17 protein-coding genes, 1 other RNA gene and 1 pseudogene are annotated in these 24,843 nt (G+C 37.0%); 4 read left to right on the top strand and 15 right to left on the bottom strand.

The genetic code is table 11. The annotated features are described in order from the left end of the window. Positions 1-159: 159 nt before the first annotated feature. The 6 genes from SLH46_RS11060 to SLH46_RS11085 all read right to left on the bottom strand — a co-directional run bounded on the left by SLH46_RS11060 (position 160) and on the right by SLH46_RS11085 (position 6,127). Positions 160-870 carry a tRNA threonylcarbamoyladenosine dehydratase gene (locus SLH46_RS11060; RefSeq protein WP_320281246.1) on the bottom strand — a complete coding sequence of 237 codons (711 nt, stop codon included), beginning with the start codon at positions 868-870 and terminating at the stop codon, positions 160-162. A 46-nt stretch (positions 871-916) separates the two neighbouring features. Then, positions 917-1,606, bottom strand: coding sequence for a TatD family hydrolase (locus SLH46_RS11065; RefSeq protein WP_320281247.1), 690 nt, complete (start codon positions 1,604-1,606; stop codon positions 917-919). A 31-nt stretch (positions 1,607-1,637) separates the two neighbouring features. Then, complete coding sequence (gene elbB / locus SLH46_RS11070; RefSeq protein ID WP_320281248.1) at positions 1,638-2,285, bottom strand: isoprenoid biosynthesis glyoxalase ElbB; 648 nt, start codon at positions 2,283-2,285, stop codon at positions 1,638-1,640. 77 nt (positions 2,286-2,362) lie between these two features. Next, positions 2,363-3,280 carry a homoserine O-acetyltransferase MetA gene (gene metA, locus SLH46_RS11075; RefSeq protein ID WP_320281249.1) on the bottom strand — a complete coding sequence of 306 codons (918 nt, stop codon included), beginning with the start codon at positions 3,278-3,280 and terminating at the stop codon, positions 2,363-2,365. 145 nt (positions 3,281-3,425) lie between these two features. After that, entirely contained in the window at positions 3,426-4,727 is a 1,302-nt protein-coding gene (locus SLH46_RS11080) for an O-acetylhomoserine aminocarboxypropyltransferase/cysteine synthase family protein (RefSeq protein WP_320281250.1), read from the bottom strand. 86 nt (positions 4,728-4,813) lie between these two features. Further along, a complete protein-coding gene (locus SLH46_RS11085) occupies positions 4,814-6,127 on the bottom strand; it encodes an ACT domain-containing protein (RefSeq protein WP_320281251.1) in 1,314 nt (437 codons plus the stop codon). Positions 6,128-7,008: 881 nt separating this feature from the next. On the opposite strand from SLH46_RS11085, the gene SLH46_RS11090 reads away from it, so the two are divergent. From SLH46_RS11090 to ssrA, 3 genes are all read left to right on the top strand, one after another. Further along, positions 7,009-8,010: a mevalonate kinase family protein gene (locus tag SLH46_RS11090; RefSeq protein ID WP_320281252.1), complete on the top strand. Its 1,002-nt coding sequence runs from the start codon at positions 7,009-7,011 to the stop codon at positions 8,008-8,010. Between the two features lie 3 nt (positions 8,011-8,013). Beyond that, positions 8,014-8,883, top strand: coding sequence for a UTP--glucose-1-phosphate uridylyltransferase GalU (galU, locus tag SLH46_RS11095; protein WP_320281253.1), 870 nt, complete (start codon positions 8,014-8,016; stop codon positions 8,881-8,883). Between the two features lie 57 nt (positions 8,884-8,940). Continuing rightward, positions 8,941-9,338: a transfer-messenger RNA gene (gene ssrA / locus SLH46_RS11100) on the top strand. 733 nt (positions 9,339-10,071) lie between these two features. Here ssrA and SLH46_RS21695 read toward each other — a convergent pair. The 6 genes and pseudogenes from SLH46_RS21695 to SLH46_RS11125 all read right to left on the bottom strand — a co-directional run. Further along, positions 10,072-10,905 (bottom strand): annotated as a pseudogene (locus SLH46_RS21695) (recombinase family protein); the annotation flags it as partial. Between the two features lie 72 nt (positions 10,906-10,977). Continuing rightward, a complete protein-coding gene (locus SLH46_RS11105; RefSeq protein WP_303925669.1) occupies positions 10,978-11,163 on the bottom strand; it encodes a hypothetical protein in 186 nt (61 codons plus the stop codon). Between the two features lie 200 nt (positions 11,164-11,363). Then, complete coding sequence (locus tag SLH46_RS11110; protein ID WP_320281254.1) at positions 11,364-13,325, bottom strand: hypothetical protein; 1,962 nt, start codon at positions 13,323-13,325, stop codon at positions 11,364-11,366. Positions 13,326-13,330: 5 nt separating this feature from the next. Continuing rightward, a complete protein-coding gene (locus SLH46_RS11115) occupies positions 13,331-14,560 on the bottom strand; it encodes a putative phage abortive infection protein (RefSeq protein ID WP_320281255.1) in 1,230 nt (409 codons plus the stop codon). A 38-nt stretch (positions 14,561-14,598) separates the two neighbouring features. Beyond that, on the bottom strand, positions 14,599-17,478 hold the full coding sequence (locus SLH46_RS11120; RefSeq protein WP_320281256.1) for a type I restriction endonuclease subunit R: 2,880 nt from the start codon (positions 17,476-17,478) through the stop codon (positions 14,599-14,601). A 168-nt stretch (positions 17,479-17,646) separates the two neighbouring features. After that, entirely contained in the window at positions 17,647-18,573 is a 927-nt protein-coding gene (locus SLH46_RS11125; RefSeq protein ID WP_320281257.1) for a tyrosine-type recombinase/integrase, read from the bottom strand. 92 nt (positions 18,574-18,665) lie between these two features. Here SLH46_RS11125 and SLH46_RS11130 point away from each other — a divergent pair, with 92 nt between their 5' ends. Then, on the top strand, positions 18,666-19,889 hold the full coding sequence (locus tag SLH46_RS11130; RefSeq protein ID WP_320281258.1) for a restriction endonuclease subunit S: 1,224 nt from the start codon (positions 18,666-18,668) through the stop codon (positions 19,887-19,889). On the opposite strand, the gene SLH46_RS11135 is transcribed toward SLH46_RS11130, so the two are convergent. The 3 genes from SLH46_RS11135 to SLH46_RS11145 all read right to left on the bottom strand — a co-directional run bounded on the left by SLH46_RS11135 (position 19,882) and on the right by SLH46_RS11145 (position 23,660). Further along, positions 19,882-21,117 (bottom strand): restriction endonuclease subunit S, encoded by a 1,236-nt coding sequence (locus tag SLH46_RS11135; RefSeq protein WP_320281259.1) that lies wholly within the window; start codon positions 21,115-21,117, stop codon positions 19,882-19,884. The genes SLH46_RS11130 and SLH46_RS11135 overlap by 8 nt on opposite strands. Further along, positions 21,107-21,979 (bottom strand): virulence RhuM family protein, encoded by an 873-nt coding sequence (locus tag SLH46_RS11140; protein ID WP_320281260.1) that lies wholly within the window; start codon positions 21,977-21,979, stop codon positions 21,107-21,109. The genes SLH46_RS11135 and SLH46_RS11140 overlap by 11 nt, the downstream gene beginning before the upstream one ends. A 112-nt stretch (positions 21,980-22,091) precedes the next feature. Further along, a complete protein-coding gene (locus SLH46_RS11145; protein WP_320281261.1) occupies positions 22,092-23,660 on the bottom strand; it encodes a type I restriction-modification system subunit M in 1,569 nt (522 codons plus the stop codon). Between the last annotated feature and the right edge of the window lie 1,183 nt (positions 23,661-24,843).

Raw genomic sequence — 24,843 nt, forward strand, 5'->3', positions numbered from 1 at the left:
CGAGAAAAACACAAGAAAGAGAATCTGTCCGGTTTAAAAAATCAATAAAAAAAGACCAAAATGCTAATTGTCAGACTTTTCCGATAATTAACAGCCCAAAGGTAATCCTTTATTCGAACTAACAAACTAAAAAAAACATATTTCTTTAACATACAATTATTATGTTGTCAAATCGCGGATAACGGCGCTCGCAATAAAACATCCGAACAGTGGCGGCATATATGAAATTGTTCCAACCGTCGATTTTTTATTTTGACCCTCTTCCAGGCGAACTGCACTTTCGTCAATCTCCTCGGAAGAAAAAACAACTTTCACTCCCTTTTTGAGCCCCAGGCGGCCAAGGCGTTTTCGCATCATTTTTGCGAGTTTACAATTGTACGATTTTTTGATATCGGTGATTTCTATTTTTGAAGGATCCATTTTTCCACCGGCGCCCATCGAACTCACCACATTTAATCCCAGTTGCACCGCATGGTAAACCAGAAATACTTTCGGAGAAAGTGTGTCTATAGCATCAACTACATAATCAAACGGCTGACTTTGTAACAGTTCTATTGTTTTTTCATCGCGGATAAAATCATTTACCACAATTAATTCCAGATCAGGGTTGATATCGTAAAAACGTTTGGCCAGAATTTCGGCCTTTGGTAAACCTTTGGTACTAATTAACGCCGGTAGCTGACGGTTTCGGTTACTTTCTTCCACCACATCGCCATCCACGATAGTCATTTTTCCAATGCCAGCCCGGCACAATTGTTCTGCCGCATAGGCCCCAACACCTCCTAAACCAACCACCAACACATTGGCATTCTTCAATTTGGCAAGTTTTTCTTCTCCCAATAATAACTCTGTACGTTCTAACCAGTGCATGCTATTTAATGCTTTTTATTACAGTGGCAAAGAAAAGAAATTGTGGTTACATTTTTCCCGGCAGCAACGAATTTTCTATCTGGTTGAAATTGTTCCAAACGGCCGCTTGAAGTTGCTCAACGGTAGTATCTTTTAACAATGCTGCCTGCTTGTACACTTCTTCCACACTTGTGTCTACTTCATCGGTTTCGAAGAATATTTTGTTTAGAGGAAGGTATTTAAACGACTCTATTGCTTTTGCATTATCGCGAAACAGGCTTTTACCAAAAGAAAATAGAAATCCCTTGTCCATCAATTGTTTGGTCTGTTCGAGACTGCCATTATACCCGTGCAAAATCCAGGGCATTACCGGATTCATTTTCGCACGCAATACCATCACTTCATTCATTGCTTTAACACAATGAATGATCAGCGGATATTGGTATTCTTCAGCAATTACTGCCTGAGCCTCAAAAACCCTCAACTGTTCAATAAAATCACCGCCGTTAATTTTGTCGAGACCGGCTTCGCCCACAAAAATTACATGATCAAATTCGAGCGCTTCCTCCACCATTTGCAGCGCTTCGTTGTTTTCCTCTTTCGTGCCAATGTGCCAGGGATGAAGTCCCACCGAATAAAAATTACGACCGTTAAAAGCTGCAAAACCATCGCCCGGAAATATATTTTGTACCGTAATAGTGTCCGCTTCTTTATGAAACGGATGTGTGTGAATATCGATATAGGGAATTGAACTCATAAACCAGTTTTGTAAACTAACCTCTTCTCTACTAAGCCATCTCCAGAATTTTAGCCACTACATTCGAAGCACCATCAGCAATTTGAGTGATAGTTGCATCCAGCATGTAACAAGGTGTTGTGATCACCTTATATTTTTCGTCAACAACAATTTCGCCATGTGTTGTAGTAACATGTGTGGCTCCCAACGATTCCAGCGCATCAGCGGTTCCTTTATCCTGGCCAATGGTAAGTTTTACATCGCCTAAAACTTTGGCAATTATTGCCGGCGAAATACACAGCGCTCCAACGGGCTTCTCTGCATCAACAGTGGCTTTTATAGCCTTTTCAACATCAGGATTTACTTTACAATCGGGGCCATCAAAAGCAAAAGTGCATAGGTTTTTGGCAGCACCAAATCCACCCGGAAAAATGATGGCATCGTAATCGGCAGCATTATATTCCGACAAAGCTTTAATGTTTCCACGTGCAATACGGGCAGCTTCAACCATCACATTACGGGTTTCAGGCATTTCTTCGCCTGAAATATGGTTTACCACATGTGCCTGATCCACATCGGGAGCAAAACACTGATAGGCTGCCCCCTGCTGCGCAATTGCTAATAAAGTTAATGTTGCTTCGTGAATTTCGGCACCGTCATAAACACCGTTTCCGGCCAATACTACTGCTATATTTTTCATTTTATCTCGATTTTTTAATTCGTATTTCAAAGTTACAAGATAAAAAGAGAAACAGAAAGCCCGGTTACACTCAGTTCTTAATTTATTTGTTCCAGGTCGTAAGGTGTTTCCTGATAAACGTAATAATTCAACCAGTTGGAGAACAACAGATTTGCTGTTGATTTCCAGCGCATAACCGGAGTTTGCGAGGCATCATCATCAGGGTAGTAATTTTTGGGAATTTCGATGGGTAAATTTTTAGCCAGATCGCGTTTGTATTCTCCATCGAGCGTATTTCGTGAATATTCAGAATGCCCGGTAATAAACAGCTGCCGGCCGTTTTTGGCTTTTACGATTGATACACCGGCTTCTTCCGAACTCGAAATTATCTGCAAACCATCAACTTTTTCAATATCTTCTTTTCTAATTTCGGTATGTCGCGAATGAGGAATAAAAAAGGCATCGTCGAAACCTCTGAAAATCGGCAATGTATTGTCCGACAAACGATGTTCGAAAACGCCAAACATTTTTTTATCGAGTGGGAATTTGGGCACCTGGTAATAATGAAACAAAGCAGCCTGCGCAGCCCAGCAAATAAAAAGAGATGATGTTACATGATGTTCCGCCCAATCGAAGATCTCTTTCATTTCATCCCAATAGGTCACTTCTTCAAAATCGAGTTGTTCTACCGGAGCTCCTGTAATAATCATTCCATCGTATTTTTTGTTTCTCAACTCATCAAAAGTCCGGTAAAATTCGGCCATATGCGACGATGGTGTATTTTTAGGTGTATGCCCCTTTATTTTTAAAAAGTCGATCTCGATTTGTAATGGAGAGTTTGACAACAAACGAAGCAAATCGGTTTCGGTATTAATTTTAAGTGGCATCAGGTTTAAGATCACGATTTTTAGCGGTCGTATATCCTGATGTGATGCGCGTGAAGAATCCATAACAAAAATATTCTCCTCGCGAAGTATTTCAACTGCCGGTAGTTTATCGTTTATATTTAATGGCATTTTATAGTCGTTTTTTTCGTAGCTGGCGAACCAACTTTAAATCTGGTCGCTTCTTTTTTCTGTTTGTGCAAAATTAACCAACATTATCAAGTTGGAAAATATTTATTCACCTGCTGACTTTAATTCAGCAGGTGAATTATTCTGGTTAAACTTTAGCTAAAGCTTGTTCAAAGTCGGCAATAATATCATCAATATGTTCCAAACCAACACTTACTCGCAACTGAGTAGGAGTTACACCTGCTGCAGCCTGAGCTTCTTCCGACAATTGCTGGTGTGTTGTAGCCGCCGGTTGAATGACCAAGGTTTTTGCGTCTCCAACGTTAGCAAGGTGACTTACAAGCTCCAGATTATTTACCACGTTGTTTGCTGTTTCCTTATCTCCTTTTACGTTAAACGACAGCACACCACCGGCACCTTTCGGCAAATATTTTTGCGCGTTGGCATACGACGGGCTGCTTTCCAGTCCCGGGTAATTTACGCTCTCCACTTTTGGATGCGCTTCAAGCCATTTGGCCACAGCCAGTGTATTTTCCACATGGCGATCCATTCTTAGCGACAGTGTTTCCAGTCCCTGAAGCAACAGGAAAGAGTTAAACGGACTGATTGCCGATCCAAAATCACGCAGTCCTTCAACACGTGCTTTAATAATAAATGCAATGTTTCCGAATGGCCCGTCGAAATTAAACACGTCCCAGTATTTCAATCCGTGGTAACCTTCAGAAGGTTCGGTGAAACCGGGAAATTTACCGTTGCCCCAGTTGTAAGTTCCGGCATCAACAATTACACCGCCAATACTGGTTCCGTGGCCTCCAATCCATTTGGTTGCCGATTCCACAACAATGTCAGCACCATGCTCGATAGGTCGGAATAAATAACCACCGCCGGCAAACGTATTGTCAACAATAAACGGGATATCGTATTTTTTCGCTACCGCTGCTATCGCATCAAAATCAGGAATTACAAAACCCGGATTTCCAATGGTTTCCAGGTAAATAACTTTTGTATTCTCGTCAATCAGTTTTTCGAACGACTCAGGTTCAAGGTCTTCGGTGAAACGCGCTTCAATTCCCAGTCGTTTAAACGTGACTTTAAACTGGTTGTAGGTTCCGCCATACAAATAAGGCGATGAAACGATATTATCACCAATATCAAGAATATTATTTAATGCAATGAATTGTGCTGCATGTCCCGACGCCACAGAAAGTGCGGCCACTCCCCCTTCGAGCGCTGCTATACGCTGCTCGAACACATCGGAAGTTGGATTCATAATCCGGGTATAAATGTTGCCAAATTCTTTTAAGGCAAACAAATTGGCCGCATGATCGGCGTCGTTAAAAACATAGGATGATGTTTGGTAGATCGGCACTGCACGCGAGTTGGTTGCCGAATCAGGTTGTTGTCCTGCATGTAACTGCAGCGTTTCGAAATTCAATTTTTGAGTAGTCATGTTGTTATAATTTTTTGAGTTAAAAACTTGTTACCCCTAAATCCCCTAAAGGGGACTTGATTTTCTTTTAAAGAAAATCTTTCGGGTTAAAAAAATGCCTTATAAATTTCGCGTACACTTTTTTCTTTGTCGGATTCCTGTACTACCAAATAACTTACTAAGTCGGATGCTCCGGAGCCGCTGAGTATTACATTTATTTTGTTGTTGGCCACTGCAGCGAATATCTTTGCCGACACACCGTAAGCTTGCTGCATTCCGTGCCCCACAATCCCAATCAACGCTACGTCGCTTACGACCTTGATATCTGTAACAGCCGAAAAGCCCAATTTGTGCACGAGTTTTAGTGCTTTGGCGCCATTTTCTTTACTTAAGATAAAATTGATTGACGTTTGCGAGGTGATTACCGACTTAATGTTTAATCCGGCATCGTTTAATTGGTTAGTAACTTTTGCCAGAATACCCGGCTTTAAACCAACACCCGGTCCATCCAGTTTTAACAACGAAATATCGTCGGTGCAGGCAACACTTTTTACAATCTGCTCCTCAACGTAGGTCTCTGTATTAATAACGGTTTCAACTTCGCCGGCTTCTGTTTTTGGGCTCAGTACCAGAATTGGAGTATGCGCATGTTCCAGCGGCTCAACGGTTCGCGGGTGAAACGAATAGTGCTCGAAATATGCCAACTCACTGGCCTCTGAATACGTCAGTCGCTTAATGATTTCAGGATTCTCGATGATAGCCGGATTAGCCCGCTGAAAATCGTTGTCGAGACCCCAAAGTTTTAAGGTATCGATACCCAATTCCTTGGTCAAAAATGCAGCTGTATAATCGGCAGCGGTTCTACCGGTTCGTGCCAGTTTTTTGTTCTCATCGACTCCAAACGTACCGGGAACAAGGAAGACACCTTCATCCAGTTTATTGAGTTTATCTGTATCGACCGAAAGGAAAGTTGCATTTCCAAAATCGGAAGACACCAACAAATCAATATCTTCGGGATGGAGAATACTTGCTTCATTCCAAAGCGACGACAGAATCTCAACCGACAATTTTTCGGCATAACACAACACCTGGTCTTTTAACGCCCGCGAATAGTCGCCAATAAGACCAATTCCTTTTAACAAGCCTACCAGCTGATCGGCCAATTTTAAATACGCTTCAGACGGGCTTTCGTCGACTGTCCCGATATAAAATCCGTAGATTTCATTTAACAACTCCTCTTCATCCAGCTCTTTTTGAAATACCTGTTCAAGGTTGTATTGCACAAGACTAAGCAACCCGGGTATTGCCGAAACCACAATAAAATTGCGGCTTTTGCTCTCGTTTAAATAAACTTTTAAATTTTGTAACGCTATTTGGTTGCCAATATGGCTTCCACCAAATCGAATAACTGTATCCGACATAAAATATTTTTTTTTGAAATTTTCTTTTGTGAAAAGTACGCTTCTTAAGATGCCTTCAAACAACGAATAACCATCGAATGAAGGCTATCGCATAGACATAAACATAGACGACATAAACATTGCTCCGCAACGGATTGCTGCGATAGAAGAAGTAGTATTTCTTTTGTCAATGTTCATTCTTGCCGAATTTGTTTGACGCAAATATAAATTGATTTTTGATAAATACAAGCTTATCTGGATTGATTTTAGATAAAGTTTACATTGGAACATTAAGCAAAACCACTTTTTACAGATATACAGTAGATTGATATTTTTTGATGGAATAGGGCTGTTAGTATATTTTAAATAACCTTTTATCCTAACACTTTTTACGAATCTATTTTGTTAAATCAATTTCTTAAGTATTCATCTGAATGCCTTTATTCAACTGACATATACAGGTTTCAGAATATGTTAAAATCAATAATAGAATTCCTTTTAGTCTTTTTATTTTGTAACTTGTTTATAAATTAAGCAATCAATGCTTAGTAAAACAAAAGATAAATTTAAGGGTAGGACCTAGTATCAGATTGGTTTTGTGTTAAGGGGTTTGTATATTATCAATCATCATCAAAAAAAGCGTCCATTATGTCCTACCCTATTTTTCTCTCCAGCTATATCCAAAACAGTAGAAGATTTTTATTTCAGATAGTGTACTGTTGAAGTGGTTTTAGATGGTGTTTTTATGTCCTTCATTCGTTTGGTTCTCATTCTCAATAAAATCCTGATAAATTGAAATTTTGATTTCAACTCAATAAGAAAGGCAAACACAAAACGTATGAATTGTTGTCATTCGCAAAAAATTAAAAAAGTGTTAGTTTTACCGGCAAAAATTAACCTGAATGATTTTCGAAACATATTCATACCCGCGAGCCGCAGTTATTGGTAATCCATCGGATGGTTATTTTGGAAAAACGATAGCTTTTGTTTTTTCAAATTTTGAGGCTAAAGTACAGCTCTATCAAACACCCGAATTACAAATACTTCCGGAACGTTTAGACGGAACAAATTTTAACAGCATACAGGAACTGGTGGCCGATGTAAACCTGGCCGGATATTATGGCGGCATGCGTTTGCTAAAAGCCATGATCAAGATTTTTTATGAATACTGTACCGCAAACAACATAAAAATCGACGACCGGAATTTTACTATTCGATATAAATCAAACATTCCTTTTCGTCTGGGATTGGCCGGCTCGAGTGCAATAATAACAGCTTGTTTGCGTGCCTTGTGCCTTTTTTACGATGTTGAAATTCCTAAGCCTGTTTTTGCCAACCTGGTTCTATCTGTTGAAACCGAAGAACTAGGCATTGCTGCAGGACTTCAGGATCGCGTTGCACAGGCATACCAATGCCCGGTTTGTATGGATTTTGACCGTGATTTAATGGAAAGTCGTGGCTACGGACATTACGAAGAATTGAATGCCAAAAATCTTCCTCACTTTTATATTGCCTATCGAAAAAATCTGTCAGAAGGGACAGAAGTGGTTCATAATAATTTGAAAGCACGTTTCGAAATTGGCGACCCAAAAGTATTACAAGCTATGATTCGCTGGCGACAGATAACGGAAGAATTTAAAGCTGCGCTCGATAAAAACGATTACCAGAGCATGCACGATCTTATGAATGAGAATTTTGATCTTCGTCGAAAAACCATTCGCGTATCGCAGGGTAACATCGAAATGGTAGAACTGGCACGTTCGGTTGGAGCAAGTGCAAAATTTACCGGCTCAGGCGGCGCAATAATTGGCACCTACACCGATGGAGCGATGTTCAGCAAACTCCAAAACACGCTCAACAGCAAAGGAATAGAAGTTATAAAACCAAATATTGTCAACAATTAGAACATGGTTAAAAAAGCAGTAATACCCGCAGCAGGTTACGGAACCCGTTTTTTACCGGCCACCAAATCGCAACCCAAAGAAATGATTCCGATCATCGACACGCCCGTTATTCAATATGTTGTTGAAGAAGCGGTTGCCAGCGGAATTACCGACATTTTAATGATCATTGGAAAAGGTAAACGCGCCATTGAGGAGCATTTCGACCGGAATCCGATTATTGAAGAATCGTTGGAAAGAAAGGGCAATTACGAAATGCTCGAAAAATTAAAAGCCATTTCGAATCTGGCAAACATTCACTTTGTGTGGCAAAAAGAAATGAACGGCTTGGGCGACGCTATTCTTCATGCGAAATACCACGTTGGCAACGAGCCTTTTGCAGTTCTATTGGGCGACACGCTGGTGCAGGGAAACAAAGGTTCTATAACGAAACAATTGGTTGAAGTATATAACCAGCACGGTGGATCGGTTGTTGCTATGGAAGAAGTTCAACCCGAAATGGTAAGCCGCTATGGTATTATCGATGGAGATAAAGTTGATGACAACGTTTATAAAGCAAAAGGCTGGATTGAAAAACCATCGCCCGAAGAAGCACCATCGAACCTGGCAATTGCAAGCCGGTACATTTTTACTCCTGAGATTTTCGATTACCTCGAAAATACAACACCGGGTAAAAACAACGAAATTCAACTTACCGACGCCATGCGAGAAATGGTAAAAACACACCCGATGTATGGTTTAAAATTCGACGGAAAACGATACGATATTGGTGATAAAATGGGCTTCCTTAAAACCAACCTGGAGTTTGGATTAAAAGACCCGGAAATAAGCGAAGCATTAAAAAGCTGGATAAAAGAATTTGCCCGGCAACTTTAGGACGCGATTTTACGTTTTACAATTAGCTATATTTTTATACTTTTGCACCACTTCTATGGGGCTGACTGGTTTTGACAGCGGGTAGAAGAGATAAGTAAGCATGTCGGGTTTTGGTTGTTGACCCGTTGAAAATAATGATCAAAATTTTAATTGGCGAAAATAATTACGCTCTTGCTGCGTAATCTAACAGTTTAGATTACACTTAATTCCGAAACAAGGTTTTGGAACAAGACATCGCCCGGATGCTAATGCTTTGAAGCGGTCCGATCAGGTGGTGCAAATAAATCGAAGCTAGCATAAACGAGGCTCTGGCGTTTTTGCGAAATTAAAAGAGATAAGGTAAACGTTGGTGGCCCTGATCCGGCGTTTATTCGAAAATTAAGTCGGGGATAAACATGTAGAAAGCTTATAGCTTCCTCGTTTGGACGCGGGTTCGACTCCCGCCAGCTCCACTAAACGGGGGATCTCATCAATTTTGTTGTGATCCCTTTTTTTGTGTTCTCTCAAATCCTTTGCTATTTCAGGGATTAGGGTAAAAAAGGAATTGATTCTTGTTGTTCGAACTCGGTCTAATTCTCGGTTGTAGTAAATTCCTTCAGGGAATAAAAGATTTTGAAAAATCTTCTTCCCGTTTAAATCGCTGGAATCCCACATTTTCATGGGATTCCGACATAAATCGACCGCATAATTTACTACATTTTTAAGGTTCGAACTATAGCCACCAACTTTGTTTAATTCTTGTTCAATTGTAAAACATTCCTTTTCGTATTTATTTCTAAATTTATCGTATAGAGCTCGATCTATTTCACCTATAACGAAACGTTCTTCAATAGCATCTACCCTTCTTCTTGTTTCTGCCAATCTCAATTTTAACGCTCTGGCATCTTCTAATTGACTTTTGAAGAAACCCGACATCTGTTCTTCCAATTGAACTTTAATAATAGAGGTCGTTTCGGGATCAATTTGGAACATGTTTAATACGTTACGAAATAGATCATGCATAGTTTTTGCACTTCTATTTACATTACATCCTTTTGATCTGCATTTATAATAATATAAATCGTTCTTTTTTACCTTATAACCTGTAATCGAGCTACCACATTTTTCACACTTTGTAAACACCTTTAAAGGCAGGTTTTCTCTATCCATATCATGAACAAAGCCATGGACCCGTTTCTCATTCCTGATATTATTCGCTGCCAAAAATAATTTCTTTGAGATAAGTGGAGTATGTTTGCCTTCTACTACTTTATCTGGAATGAGCTTACTTACAATCAAACCACAATAGAAAGGATTAATAAATAGTTCATGTAGTTTTTTATCAGTGATATTTACTCCAAGTTTTTGAAGCTTTCGTACAATTTCAATATTAGGCAATTCAGAATACGCTTTCCACTCAAATGCTTTTTTGAGAATTTCTCCCTCTTTATTAATGACAATTTGGCGTTCTGTGGCTTTACTTCCCTTATTTAAAACGTCATACCCACGAGGTGGTTTCCAAACCCAATAACCCTTCATTAACATTTCACGCATGCCGGTAACAACCTTATCGCGCCTGAGTTCATTATCCATTTGCCCAAACAAGAATAGTATTTTTTGTTGGAAAGAACCAGATGGTGTTGTTGGATCTAGTTCCTGGGTTGTTGCTAAAGTAATTACGCCGTAATTTTTAAGCAGTTCATCGGCAATAGAAGCACCGTTGATTCCGGAACGAGAAAATCTTTCGTATGAATAAACAATCACGTAGCTGATATTTTTTGACCTCTTTACAAAGGTTAGCATCCGATTGAATTCTTTTCGGTCGTCGGTTTTTGCCGATTCGTAAGTACCACCAAAATAGCCAACCACATTTAAGCCGCGTTTGTTTGCATACATCTCACAAAATCTTTTTTGTGAGGCAAGGCTGGTATTATCTTCTTGGTCTGCTGATGATACACGTGTGTAAATTACAGCATTGTTTCCCTCATGAAATTTCTTTGGAGCTTGTGGAGCAAATTGTTTAAACAGGCTTAAATCATACATGGCTTGAAGAATTTTATATTGGACAGGGATAATAATCTTTGAAAATTACAAAAATATCCAATACAGGTGCAGTTATTTTTTCAACATGAAAGCTTTTAGTATTAGCAAAGCAATTGTTTCAGAATCTTTCATAAGCTTCTCATAACCATCAGAACTCAAATGTTTATACTTGGGTATAGAGCGGATTTTTTCCAAAGGGAGCCTCTTTTTCACCCTTGCTGTTGCCTCTTCTATATTTCTATTTTCGTTTTCCTGCATTGTTTAATATGACCATTTTACATCATGGCTATTGAGTCATATCAAACGTATACAATTTCACACAAGTAGTAAGAAGCTAGGCCTTTATGGCGGGATAAGGCCTTATGTGTCTTTGATTGCGATAAAAATTTTCTTGTGAAGCTTTGACTACAAGCTGTATCTTACTGGTAGATAGTAAAAATGGCTATTGAATAAAATAATTAATGTTTATACTCTGTTTTAACAACATGTTTCTGTGCTTTTATCTTAAACTTCAAATATTGGTCGTCGTGTATTTTTAGTACAGTTAATACAATCAGTTTTAAAAGTATATAATACAAATTAACCAATGTGTTTTCAGAATCAGGATTTGTGCCGTGCATGAAACTATTTCTAATATCTAATCCATTCGTAAACTCCTTTTTGTTTAAGTAATAATTAAAATAGCTCTGTTCAAGCTTATTAAAAAGGGTGCTTTCGGAATACAAAATTCCATCATGTGCCATTTGCTCAATAATACCTCTGCATTCTTTATCGTAATGCCAATAGCTTAGAACTTCTTCTGTGTAAAGCTGCTTTAGGATGAACAACTGATTTACATCTTTCCCCCTTATATAACCATTGTGGTCAACGAAAAGATACCCTTGTTCAAATAAATGGTGCAATCTATCTCTTTGATGTGGCAAATAATCACCATATAAAACTTCTTCCTTATCCAATAAATCATAAAGGCAGCTATGTTTACATCTTTTGAATGTTTCAAGGTATATTAATCCTGATTGGTCGGAAAACAAAAGATACAAGGGGAGTGATAATTTATCCTCATTCAGATAGAAATATTTTTTAGAAATGAAGCTTGGAATTTGACTTAAGCTATACGAACGGGAACTCATACGTAAGAGGTCAAAATCAATCTCTCCATCTTCTTTAAACAGTTTATACTGCTTTAGCAAAGCATCATATTCAGCTAATAAAGTTCTAATTTTCTCAAAGTAAGTTGTACCTTTTGATGGTAGTTTAAATCGAAAACCTTTTAATCCCAATTTATTAAGATGCTCCACAATATAATATTCAATTATCTCTTCAATATTACTATTCTGCTTCTTTTGAAGTAAATCATCATATGCAAGAATCTGCATTAGGGATAAGTTTTCTTTTCTTCCAAATACCCAGCTTGTTGGGTATTCGTTTTTAGAACTCATAAATACCTTTTCAGTTGTACAAAAATCAGAGTTCTTGCTAACTAACGAGATACACTGCTGTTCATCGAGATAACAAAACAATGAGTTAAAGAAGGTAAGTAATTTGAAGGGCGTATCTGATTGCAGAATAAGTTTTGTACTATACTCATAAACATAAGTGGTTCCCTCCTTAGTTATTTTAGCTGGCTCTTCTAAGGATTCACTAAAGCCAACACTAAGCCCGAAAGCAACACCTCCATTCTTATCAAGGAGCTCACGATTTAATTTATCCTCAAGTTTTTGAGCCTTTAAGCGGGTCTTATCCGATATATCCAATTCAGGCTGTTTCCGAATATTTAATACTAAACGAACAAAGTTCAAGTTCACATCTTTGTAGTCGATATATCGGGAGATAATATCTTCTTTGTCAGCAAGGCTTAGATTCTTTGGGAAATACAATTCTTTTTTATCTCTATCGTGTTTCTCTACATATTGAGACAAGAGTAATTCGGCTGTTTTGTTATAGCTCAACAAGTAGATGCGAATCTCTGAGCCAAAACATTTTACAAGCTTTTGCTGAGCTAAAACTGCCCTAATATTAAAATCTTTAGAATTTAAAAGTTCCGCAAAAGTTGGTTTATTGAAGTTCTTATAGGTAGATAAAATTGAGGTGATTTCCCAAAACGAATCTTGCAGCGTCCAGCATTCCAGTTGATTAAAAGTATCAATCAAATTACTATTGTTGATTCTATTCCAAAATTCAATTATAAGTGCCCAAATATCTTTGACCTTGTTCTTTATTTGTTCAAGTTCATGTTCAGTCCATTCCTGTAGGTAAATCTCATTATCGATATACAGTTTAACTTGATACAATTCAATTATATCGTTAACGTTGTAATCTTTATCTACCGAGAAGCTTTGTAATATTTTTTTTGCTTTTATCATTTCGCTGTAACAGGCTCCGTCGTGTCTTGAATAAAAGAAAACTCTATCTCGTGGCATAGTTTTTATTTTTCATTCCATTCATACTTTACCTTGGGATAAAATAGTTGTGGCTCAAACAATGGGATAAAACTTTCGGGAAGGTTTGTGATAAGATTATATGTTGAGATAAGAGCAGTTTCATTCTTAGAATCATATTCCCATTTCCGCCCCATTTTAGTTAATGAATTTACCAAAAGCAACGCTTGCTCATAGTTCGACATTTGAGCTCTCAAGGTTTTTACGTAATTATATTTTTCCTTAAAAGACAGCAAATACCACGGTTGACTATCAATATATTTTACTGCCTGGTATAAATGCCTAAAAAAGTGCCCAAGGTGATACTGGTGTCCGCCAAAAAATTTTAGTTTCTTATTTTTTACTGATGGTTGCTTTAGATCGTCAAATATCTCGCGATCTGTAAATTTTAAATTGCCGGAATACACAGACTGACTATCTTTACTACATTCATAAACTGCCACTATTGATTTTATTTCGTTTGAAAGGTTTGTTCTTTCTGTATTAGATAGAATTGATTCTAAATATTTTTTTAACTCAATATCTGTATCCAAAGGAATGCCCCAAAAGGTTATTAAATAAGCAACTTCATTGACATTGAACTTCCTTAACCAATCTGTTTTATCAATATCATCACCCCATCCTTTTTCTATATAACTTATCTTAACTTTAGTAAAAATTTCCTCTAAGAAAGCATTAACTTTTGTATTAAATACTCGTTTTTCGGCAACCTTAATTCCAACCTTATATTGCTCAAAAATCGTTTTCAGTACACGCCGACCTGTAACAAACTCTTCATCAACTTCTCTTTCATTATCGTTTTTATAGTAAAATGGATTACGATACCTCATCTCGGTGATATTGTCTCTGTAGTATCTGACCATTTCAAAAAACTTTGCCTCTATTTGCTGCTTTCGAAATGCCCGTGCTTGAAAAATAAGAGTTGCCGCCAATAGAAAAGCTCCTATAAAGGAACCATACCATGCCCATATTTCAGGATTTATATTCCAAGACAAACTACCGGAAGCTCTTAAAAATTGTATTGCGCAAGCCAATACAAGGATGCAAACGACAGCAACAAAGACATTAAACCAATTCATTTTAATATCCTTTTTAAAATACAAGCGCCTACGTATAGTCGCTAACCAAGAACCAATCATTCTTGCTGTTTTTCTTTGACATAAAAGTCCAAGTAAAAAACTCAGAATCAAGAGTCCAAATACATATAAAAGATTCATGTTGTTGTTCGTTTAGTTCTACTCTCAAATTGACACCTTTATTTCCCACTTATGCCATTAATAAAGGTTTCCACGAATGCCAATATTTTATCAGTTAAGCGTTCGGCAATTTTGCCGCGCTCTTTTAATGCCGGGCGATTATTTAACATGTCAATAATATCGTCGCGCATAGGTTTCTTTTCAGTGAACAAATAGTCTCCAATTACCTTTTCCAGTTTTGCTGAATCCAGGCCTTCATCTTCACTTAAAGTTCTAATGGCATTTTGGCGTTCTTCGCTCCAGAATGATTCAAACTCTTCCGGGATATCGTCAGAATCAGCAATATGGGGTAAATTGTGATTTATAAATTTCTCTATTAACTCACGTTTGCTCCGTAGCTGGGTATCGCCGGAAACTAAATCCACGATAGCTTTTTTCTGTTTCTCCTGTTCATCTAATGTTGCATCTTTTAGTTTGGCAAGTAATTTCAAAATATACGAAACATTGATTTCATCCCGGTGAATCAATTCCAATTCAAAATCGATATCGTCGAGTATCGACACTTTTTCTTTTTGTCGGTTCGTTCTTGCTTTATCGTATAAATCGAGGTACTTGCTTTTATAATCATCGAACGATTGTTCAGCCATCGACACATCGTTGTACGTAAATTGGGTGAAAGTTGCCAATACGTTTTTCAGGCGCATCAGCTCGCGGAAAGCTTTAATAAATTCGAGTTCTTTTTCTTCATCCTGCAGATTATTAACAGCGTTTACCGTTGGAGCAATTTTCAACAACTCAATAAATGCCTGGTTGAATTTTGAAACGTATTCTTCATAGGGTTGCATTATTATTTCATCCTTTGCATTTATGTTTGAGAATAGAGAAATGGCTTCATCAGTAGCACCTTTCAGATTACGAAAACAAACAATGTTGCCTTGCGATTTAAGCTCATTTAAGATACGGTTAGTACGAGAATAAGCCTGTATTAAACCATGGTATCTCAAATTCTTATCAACGTATAAAGTGTTTAGTGTTTTACTGTCGAAACCCGTAAGAAACATGTTCACGACCAATAAAACATCAATCTGCTTGTGTTTTACTCGTTTTGCAACATCGTTGTAATAATTGTAAAAACTCTGGCTGTCTTTTGTTGTATAGTTTGTACTGAATTCTCGGTTGTAGTCTCCGATAAATTCTTCCAGACAGTCTCTGGTATGCTGATTGTGGTATTTGGGATGAGGCTCGGCTACCTCATTTAAATCCACTTCGTCAAAATCGGAAATTGTAATACCCAAGGCATCCATATCGGCTTCGTTGGCATTGTACGAAAATATTGTTGCTACACGTAAATTGTGCAATCCCAGTTCTTTCTTCTGACGGAACAGTTTATAATATTCAACAACCGGTGTCAATCCGGTTTGTGGATCAACGCTTGAAACAGCAAAAATACTTGTAAATTCTTTGTTATGAGTTTTACGTTTATGATTGTTTATAATGTAATCAACTACATTACTCATCCGCTCAGGAGAGTTCATAACTTCGGCTTCATCAATGGCTTCCACATCAATATCCAGAATATGATCTTTCTTTTTGAAGGTACTAATATATTCCACTGAAAATTTTAGAACATTTTCGTCGCGAATGGCATCAGTAATTACGTATTTGTGCAGGTTGTCGCCAAAAAGCATTGCCGTTGTTCGTTTACCAAATTCGTTTGATCCGGCGTTATCCTCAAAAATTGGTGTTCCGGTAAACCCAAACATCTGGCAATTGGTAAAAAAGCTTTTTATATCGTTGTGTGTTTTGCCAAACTGGCTGCGATGGCATTCGTCGAAGATAAAAACTATACGTTTGCTTTTTAGTTCTTCCATTTTACCCAAATACCGGGTTTTGCTAATTGCATTGTTAAGTTTCTGAATAGTGGTAACTATTAATTTATTGTTGCCGGTAAATTGCTTAACCAATGTATGGGTATTGTTTGTGCCGTCAATGCTACCCTTGCTAAAACTGTTAAACTCTTTGGTGGTTTGGTAATCCAGGTCTTTACGGTCGACCACAAAAACGACTTTATAAACCTTTGGATAGTTCGTAAGAATTTGGGCTGCCTTAAACGAGGTAAGCGTTTTGCCCGACCCCGTAGTGTGCCAGATATAACCGTACTTTTTTGTATTTTGAACGCGTTCGATAATTGCTTCAACCGCATAAAACTGATAAGGCCTCAAAATCATTAAAACCTTCTGCGATTCGTTAAGTACAATGTACTTGGTAATCATTTTTGCAATGTGGCAAGGTTCTAAAAACACATCGGCAAACTGTGAAAGCTGTGTTATTAGCCTATTTTCGGCAGTACTCCAGTAAAAAGTTTGTTTAAACGAACGTGCTTTTATCGGATTATTGGCATAGTATTTTGTATTAACTCCATTGCTGATAATAAACAGCTGAATAAACTGAAATAATCCTTGTCCTGCCCAATAAGAATGCCGTTCGTAACGATTGGTTTGATTAAAAGCCTCCTTTAATTCTAAGCCCCTGCGTTTTAACTCAATTTGAACCAAGGGCAAACCGTTAATTAAAATGGTAACATCATAACGGTTTTTGTAGCTCCCCTCCATTGTAACCTGTTGCGTTACCTGAAACTGATTTTGACACCAATGAATCTGATTGATTAGTTCAATGGTTTTAAATTCACCTTTTTCGTTAGTGAATGGCACACGGTCGCGTAGAATTTTAGAGCGTTCAAAAATATTCCCTTTGTTAATGTAGTTAAGGATTTGTCTGAAATCATTCTCCGAAAGGGAAGTTTTATTGTGAACCTCCAATTGTTGTTTGAAGTTTGACAGTAAATCGCTTTCGTCTTTAATTTCTACTTTTTTGTACCCCAGTTGAATGAGTTGAGCAACAAGGTTATTTTCCAGTATTTGTTCAGGTTGTGCAGTCATATTAAAATAAAAACAACCCGAGAGCAGCTCTTATGACACATGCTACACGGGTGCTGTTTTGTCGTTAATCTCGGTTATCTTTTTCTATTATATGTAAATATATATTTTTTTACGGTACTTTATAAATCTACCGGAAATACGTAACCGAAAGTGTCAGCCAATAAAAAACTATTTCAACGAACGGAACATTTGGTTAATTGCTTTCTTTTTTTGTTCCGTATTGGGGTGGACATATAAGTTTAGCGTGGTGCTGATGTTGGAGTGTCCTAACAAAACACTAACTGTTTTATAATCGCACTTACTTTCTATACAACGCGTGGCAAAGCTGTGTCGTAAGCCATGAAATTTTAAATCGGGCATTTTAAGTTTTTGCATAAAACTTTTGTAGTAGTTACGGTAAGTCCTTGGCTCAGTTGGTCTATCCTCATTGGTTAATACATAAAATGAGTGGTTTACAATCTTTTTTATGGGTTTTATAATCCGTAAAAGTTCGCGGCTCATTGGAATTTCGCGTATCGAGTTTTTAGTTTTTGGTGTGTCAATAATTAGCTCCGTTTTACCAATACCGTTTTCCAGGCTATAAATACGCTGAATGGTTTTGTTTATACTTATTAAACCGGTGTCGGTATCTATATCGTTCCAGGTTAGTGCACAAACTTCTCCAATACGTATTCCGGTACAGAGAGAAATATATACCCCCAGGTTTTTGAAAGTAAAATGTTCCTGTACATAGTTCATAATTATTTTTTGATCGGCACGGCTTAAAACTTCTATCGGTTGATTCTTTTGTTCTGTTGGGAAACGAACGTCAAAGGGTTCATAATGTAAATGGTTGTGTTTCGCACCAAACTTCAATATCATTTTTAAAACAATAAGCATATCCTGAATAGTTTTTTTGCTCAACCCTTCTTCCAATTTCTGAAATACAAAACTTTGAACTTCATCCTCGCTAATCTGGCAGCACAGACCAAAGGCCGGTGATAAATGATTTTTTACCAATACCATATAAGCGGAGATAGTTGATTTCTTTACATACTGCTTTTTGTCGTTAATCCATAATTCACTAATGGTTCTAATGTCTTTTTGATTTTTCATTTTTGATTGTTTGAAATTTAAAAGCCCAAAGAAAGTAATGCTGATTTACAACCTTTAAGAAAAAGAATCAGGATTTTTGGCCTCGAGAATTAGTGGTCATACACGTTCCAAATTTGAGATTCCCGGAGTTTAGTAAGGAATGGGACGAAAAGAGTTTGGCACAAGTAACAAGCAAAATTGGTAGTGGCAAAACACCTAAAGGAGGAGAAGATGTATATACTTTAGAAGGAATTCCTTTTATTCGCAGCCAGAATGTTATAAATGATTGTCTTGTAATGGATTCTACCCACATTCCACAAGAAGTTCATAAGAACATGAATGGAAGCAAGGTATTGCCGCATGATATTTTACTAAATATAACTGGTGGTTCCATCGGTCGTTCATGTGTTGTCCCAAAAGATTTTATTGAAGGTAATGTAAATCAGCATGTATCCATTATTAGATTGAACCAAGACAATCCAAAATTCTTACAATCGATATTAAGTTCTTGGCGTGGCCAAAAATTAATTTTTCAAAGTATGACCGGAAGCGGTAGAGAAGGATTGAATTTTGAGAGCATTAAAAGTTTCAAGATTTACTTTCCTTTAATTGAAGAACAAAATAAAGTTGCCTCATTTCTTCAAAGGATTGATGAACGAATTTCAACCCAAAACAAAATAATTGAGAATCAAGAATCCTTAATGAGAGGTTTGATACAGCAGATAGTTACTCGAACAATAAAATTCAAGGATAAAAAAGGGAACGATTACCCAGATTGGGAGGAGAAGAAATTAAGTGAAATCGCTAAATATTACGATGGAACTCATCAAACTCCAAAATATGTTGAAAAAGGAGTGCCTTTTTACAGTGTTGAACACGTCACGGCCAATCAATTCTCCAAAACTAAATTTATATCTCCTGAAGTTTTTGAGAAGGAAAACGAAAGAGTGAAGCTTGAAAAGGAAGATATTTTGATGACACGCATCGGAAGTATCGGTGTTGCAAAATTTATTGATTGGGATGTAAGTGCATCTTTTTATGTTAGTTTAGCACTAATTAAAAGTAATGGTTGTTTCAATAGTCAGTTTTTAAGTTTTATGATAAATCATCAAGACTTTCAAAAGGAGCTATGGAAAAGGACAATTCATGTAGCATTCCCTCAAAAAATAAATCTCGGAGAGATTGGTGAATGTATAATTAAACTCCCTTCATTATCCGAACAAAACAAAATCGCCAACTTCCTTTCATCGCTTGATGAAAAGCTTGAGAATGAAAAGCAAGTATTGGAGCAATATCAACAACAGAAGAAACACCTGTTACAAAACCTGTTTATATAAACAGGTTTTGTAAAAAATGTTGTTTTTGAGTTTCTAGCATTTTCAAAAACTCTGTCTCAAGTTCTATTTTCTTGTCAATTGAGAATAAAGCTGATGCAATCTTATATTGTTCAGGAATTGAAGGCAATTTTATACGGAGTTTTGCAATATCGCCAAGATAAAGACCTGGCTGTGCGGATACTACTTGTTTCCTCAATAATTCCTTTTGAAAAGAATCGGAATTAAGAAGTTGGGCAATAAAAGTGGGTAATTCTTTCGTAAACCTTAATATTGCGACACTTCTTTGAAATGCAATTTGGGGATATGTGTCCTTCCAAATTGCAACACGTCCTATTGTTCCTACTATGGTCAATAATATGTCCCCCTGTAACAACTGATAATTCTTATAAATAGAATCATAATCTATCTGAGGTATTTTTCTATCTGTAGAATCAAAAGTTACTTTATTGCCTATTATATTCTTTGCACTTAACAGAAAACAAAAGCTACTATTGTCATCTTTGTGAGTACCATGTGAACCATCTTTGATTAAATTACAGACCTCTTCAAGCCTTTTTTCTTTCCATTCTGGGTAAAAATTATCGTGCTCATCTTTAAACCGTAGTTCCTGATTAAAGATTTTCTGCATCATACCTTTTTTGAGCAATTTATAATCCTCAATTATTTTGTTTTGAGTTGAGATTCTTGAGTCGATAGCATTGAGGAGGTATGCTATTTTACGCTGTTCAAAATAGTCTGGAAAGCTGATTTTACAATATCCTATTTCCCCCAAATTTATCTTCTTAGGAAAAGCAATATGGATAATCCGTTTATGTAATTCATGCTTAAAATAATTGGTATTGATATATTTCTCAAGAAAATTAACGTTTGTCGCATCATCCTTTTTCCTTATTAATGCAAGACTAACATAAAATCCTAATGGACTGTTATTTCTAACAATTGCTGTTGCGCCAATAATCCCAGCAGTAATGCGCGTCATTAATATGTCATCCTTCTGAGGCTTTATTTTAAATTTTTCAAAAGCGTCTTCCGAAATATACTTATTTGAATTTTCAATGTTTTCAATATTTTCGACACTTACAAAAGGAATACCAGAACTAACATATTTGGGAGTTTGATGAGTTCCATCATAAATGTTGGCTAATTGATCTAAATTCTTCACTTCCCAACTCCCTTCAAATCCAGGGAATCTCAAATTTGGAACATTAAGGTTCTTATTACTTTTCATGTTCGTTGAGTTTGTTTAGTACATCGGTAACCATGGTATCCATACGCGAAAAAGCAAACCACTTTTTACCTAAATCTTTTAGCGATGCTCCAAAATGATATAGCTCAGTGTAGTCGATTATTATAAAGCGGTCGTGCGAATTGTTGAACTGCTTCATATTTATTTTGTCGTATTGCTCGTTGTGCTTTTTCAGGTCGAGTTTTAATGTTTTGTCTATGTTTTTTGTGTAAATATTTGCGGAAACTCCTTCGTTTCTTTTCAAAAGCAAAGTAAGCACCGAATCGTCAATGTAATTATCGATTATAATAATTGCCTTTTTTGCCGAACGAAAAATATCTGAAACATAAGTATAGGCGTCGTAAACTTCGCCATTAAAAAATATGCCATGTTTAGGTGGTAAGCTGGTATGAAGTTGCAAATCAATTTGGTTAACTTTTTCGTTTAAGGCCTGAACATTGTCTTCAATACGATTCATTCGCGTATTTAAAGAATATCCTTTTAGCAAATAGTCTTTTAATATTTTATTTGCCCAAATACGGAATTGAGTACCTTGCTTTGATTTTACACGATATCCAACTGAAATTATAACGTCGAGATTATAAATTTTGATTTTGCGGGTTTGTGTTTTACCTTCTATAGCACCATGTTGAGTGGTAAGTAAGAAATCCTTACATACCACTTCCTTGTGAAGTTCACCTTCTTTGAAAATATTACCAATGTGTTGTGTAATTGCAACCCTATTTCTACCAAACAGGTCAGCCATTTGCTCTTGTGTAAGCCAAACTGTTTCATCTTCAATTTTAACTTCAACCTTTATTGAAGCATCAGGCTGATAAATGATTATTTCATTTTTTGCTTGCATAGTTATGCTGTTATTGGGAAATTCCAAACAACTGAACTATCGCATATTTTGCTACAGTTCAGTGTTATGAATGTAATTTCAATTTCGATATTCATCGTATTTCAATTGAACGTTAAGCAAACGACAATCCTAATTCCTGAAAATAGCCGTTAATTTCAGTGTCCAGCTCGGCACGTTTGGCTTCCAGCGTTTTTATTTCCTGCATAACCGCATTTATATCCACAGGTTCTTCCTCCTCAAAAGTATCGACATAACGGGGGATATTTAAGTTGTAATCGTTTTCAGCAATTTCTTTCAGGGTGGCAACATAGCTGTATTTGTCAATAGTTTCCCTGTTTCGATAGGTCCTGACAATTTTATCGACATCTATATCTCTTAATTCGTTTTGATTACCCACTTTAATAAAGTTGTCGACACCACTTGCATCTATAAAAACAACATTGTCGTCTGCTTCTCTACATTTCTTAAAAACCAAAATACAAGTTGGAATAGATGTGCCGTAAAAAATATTGGAGGGCAGGCCAATTACCGCATCAAGGTAATTTAGTTCTTCTATAAGGTATTTTCGAATTACTCCTTCGGCTGCACCACGAAACAAAACTCCATGTGGCAATACCGTAGCCATGGTTCCATTCTCGGCCAATTGGTGAATCATATGCAATACGAAGGCATAATCAGCTTTGGTTTTGGGTGCGAGTTTCCCGTATTGGCTAAAACGTTCGTCTGTACTATTTAACGGATTAGTATCGCTTTTCCAATGTGCCGAAAATGGAGGGTTGGCAACAACAGCTTCAAAACGTATTTCCAGATGTTGTGGATTTTCCAAAGTATCTTCCTGGCGAATATCGAAATTTCGATAGTGCACATCGTGCAAGATCATATTCATGCGTGCCAGGTTATAGGTAGTACGGTTGAGTTCCTGTCCGTAGTATTCGTCAACAACATCAACCTCTTTGGCAACACGTAATAACAATGAGCCTGAACCACAAGTTGGATCGTATACCGACTTTAGTTTTGTTTTATCGGTGGTAACCACCTTGGCTAAAATTTTACTTACCTGTTGGGGCGTATAAAACTCTCCGGCTGATTTACCTGCTCCGGCAGCAAACTTTGCAATTAGGTATTCGTAAGCATCGCCCAGTACGTCAGAATCAACATCCCGTAGCTTAAAATCAATACTATCAAGATGATTAAGAATTTTTACAATAATCCCATTCCTTGCACCAACCGTTCTGCCAATTTTCGTGGATGTCAAATCCAGGTCTTCAAACAAAGCCGTAAAATCATCTTCCGATTCTGTTCCCATTGTACTTTGTTCAATGTGATTCATTACGGCCTGCAAATCTTCAATAATGTAATTGCTTTCACTCTCAGTGTCGGCATTTCCCTTTTTAGCCAATTCCGAAAATAGTTCTTTTGGAAGCAAAAAGTACCCTAACTTTAAAAGAGATTCTTCTTTAATTGCTTCCAGTGTTTCCGGGTCGGTTACTTCGGTGTAATCGGTAATCTTCTCTCCCACCAATAACTCGTTCGCGTATAAATATTGTTTCTCGCTAAGGTATTTATAGAAGATAAAACCCAAAATATAATCGCGATAGTCGTCGGCACTTATTTTTCCTCTTAACAAGTTCGCAATTCCCCAAAGTTGGGCCTCCAATTGTTTCTTTTGGTCTTCAGACATTTGCTTGTGATTAGTGATTTTTAATCCTTAATGTAAATTTTTAAAGATATTATTTTTGATATAGGTAGCAAAGGAATCTTTTGCACTTCCTAATAAAATTAATGCTATTGTTCCAGTGCCTGCGGGAACCTCATTCCGGGTAGTTCTTCCGACCATATGCGGAAAACTCCCTTCATTCTGTAACCTCCGACACCACAAACAAGAGTATGGCCTTCTTTTCATTCCGTTCACCCTGAATCCTCAGACCTCACTGTATTTCAATTCAGCCTTACACTTGTTTTGCCTGCGCAATTTAATAATCCCAAAATAATAACCTCCTTTAGTCGGAATATTAAATTCGGATAATTTAAATGCACTATTCATTTCTAGAAGAATAATGAATGCACCTTTAATCGATCATTGTTTTTTTAGTAGTAAAAATATTTTCCAGCCTTGCGGACAAACAAGTTCAAGCCAAAGGTTTTTCAAAAAATCTCCAATCTCCGGATAGTATTTTTCAAAAAAAACTTGTTTGCCGCAGGCTTTCAATGATCACTACTAAAACAACAACGACCGATCCGATGAAAGACGCATATCATTAGCCGTTTTTTCTGAAATAAATATTGTCTATCAGATTCTTGATTAAAGCTTTAATGAAACTTCCAACTCCCTCCCCTCTGGAATCCGCATAGGTATTGATTAATCAGATGAATAATGATTTACAGTAACGCAGAATTCAACAGCTAATTAAAAACACTTCTGAAGATTTGTAATTTTAGGTGTTTCAAAGTTTGAATGTTGCAACATTGCAATGTTTAAATAAACCAATGGAACTTGTTTTAAATAAACAATCAGTTTGAATAACCATTCACCAGATATACAAACAATGATTGATTGAGATATTAACTGTTAAAAACCTGACTATAAAATCAGCATGATATGCTTCTGAAGCATATCCCTGAACCTCATATTTCATTAAGCTAATATCATTTTGGGTGATGAGGAATTTATAGAAATAAAGTAATACTAACAGACTATTAAATGTCTTGTGTTCACAGGAACACGGCAAGTTGTGTTTTGAGTAACTCAAAACGTTTTAAGTAACTGAAAACCACTTGCCCCTACGGGGAAAATCCACTCCGAAGTCGTGGATTTTTGGAGAGCATTTTTGATAAATAAAGCTTGTCTAACAAAAACGTAACGG

It is taken from the genome of Draconibacterium sp. IB214405 (assembly GCF_033963885.1).
Lineage (GTDB): Bacteria > Bacteroidota > Bacteroidia > Bacteroidales > Prolixibacteraceae > Draconibacterium.

What these genes read in the sequence shown, in the direction of transcription:
- SLH46_RS11060 (WP_320281246.1), bottom strand. Translation starts at nt 870, where the DNA reads ATGCACTGGTTAGAACGTACAGAGTTATTATTGGGAGAAGAAAAACTT.
- SLH46_RS11065 (WP_320281247.1), bottom strand. Translation starts at nt 1,606, where the DNA reads ATGAGTTCAATTCCCTATATCGATATTCACACACATCCGTTTCATAAA.
- elbB (WP_320281248.1), bottom strand. Translation starts at nt 2,285, where the DNA reads ATGAAAAATATAGCAGTAGTATTGGCCGGAAACGGTGTTTATGACGGT.
- metA (WP_320281249.1), bottom strand. Translation starts at nt 3,280, where the DNA reads ATGCCATTAAATATAAACGATAAACTACCGGCAGTTGAAATACTTCGC.
- SLH46_RS11080 (WP_320281250.1), bottom strand. Translation starts at nt 4,727, where the DNA reads ATGACTACTCAAAAATTGAATTTCGAAACGCTGCAGTTACATGCAGGA.
- SLH46_RS11085 (WP_320281251.1), bottom strand. Translation starts at nt 6,127, where the DNA reads ATGTCGGATACAGTTATTCGATTTGGTGGAAGCCATATTGGCAACCAA.
- SLH46_RS11090 (WP_320281252.1), top strand. Translation starts at nt 7,009, where the DNA reads ATGATTTTCGAAACATATTCATACCCGCGAGCCGCAGTTATTGGTAAT.
- galU (WP_320281253.1), top strand. Translation starts at nt 8,014, where the DNA reads ATGGTTAAAAAAGCAGTAATACCCGCAGCAGGTTACGGAACCCGTTTT.
- SLH46_RS11105 (WP_303925669.1), bottom strand. Translation starts at nt 11,163, where the DNA reads ATGCAGGAAAACGAAAATAGAAATATAGAAGAGGCAACAGCAAGGGTG.
- SLH46_RS11110 (WP_320281254.1), bottom strand. Translation starts at nt 13,325, where the DNA reads ATGCCACGAGATAGAGTTTTCTTTTATTCAAGACACGACGGAGCCTGT.
- SLH46_RS11115 (WP_320281255.1), bottom strand. Translation starts at nt 14,560, where the DNA reads ATGAATCTTTTATATGTATTTGGACTCTTGATTCTGAGTTTTTTACTT.
- SLH46_RS11120 (WP_320281256.1), bottom strand. Translation starts at nt 17,478, where the DNA reads ATGACTGCACAACCTGAACAAATACTGGAAAATAACCTTGTTGCTCAA.
- SLH46_RS11125 (WP_320281257.1), bottom strand. Translation starts at nt 18,573, where the DNA reads ATGAAAAATCAAAAAGACATTAGAACCATTAGTGAATTATGGATTAAC.
- SLH46_RS11135 (WP_320281259.1), bottom strand. Translation starts at nt 21,117, where the DNA reads ATGAAAAGTAATAAGAACCTTAATGTTCCAAATTTGAGATTCCCTGGA.
- SLH46_RS11140 (WP_320281260.1), bottom strand. Translation starts at nt 21,979, where the DNA reads ATGCAAGCAAAAAATGAAATAATCATTTATCAGCCTGATGCTTCAATA.
- SLH46_RS11145 (WP_320281261.1), bottom strand. Translation starts at nt 23,660, where the DNA reads ATGTCTGAAGACCAAAAGAAACAATTGGAGGCCCAACTTTGGGGAATT.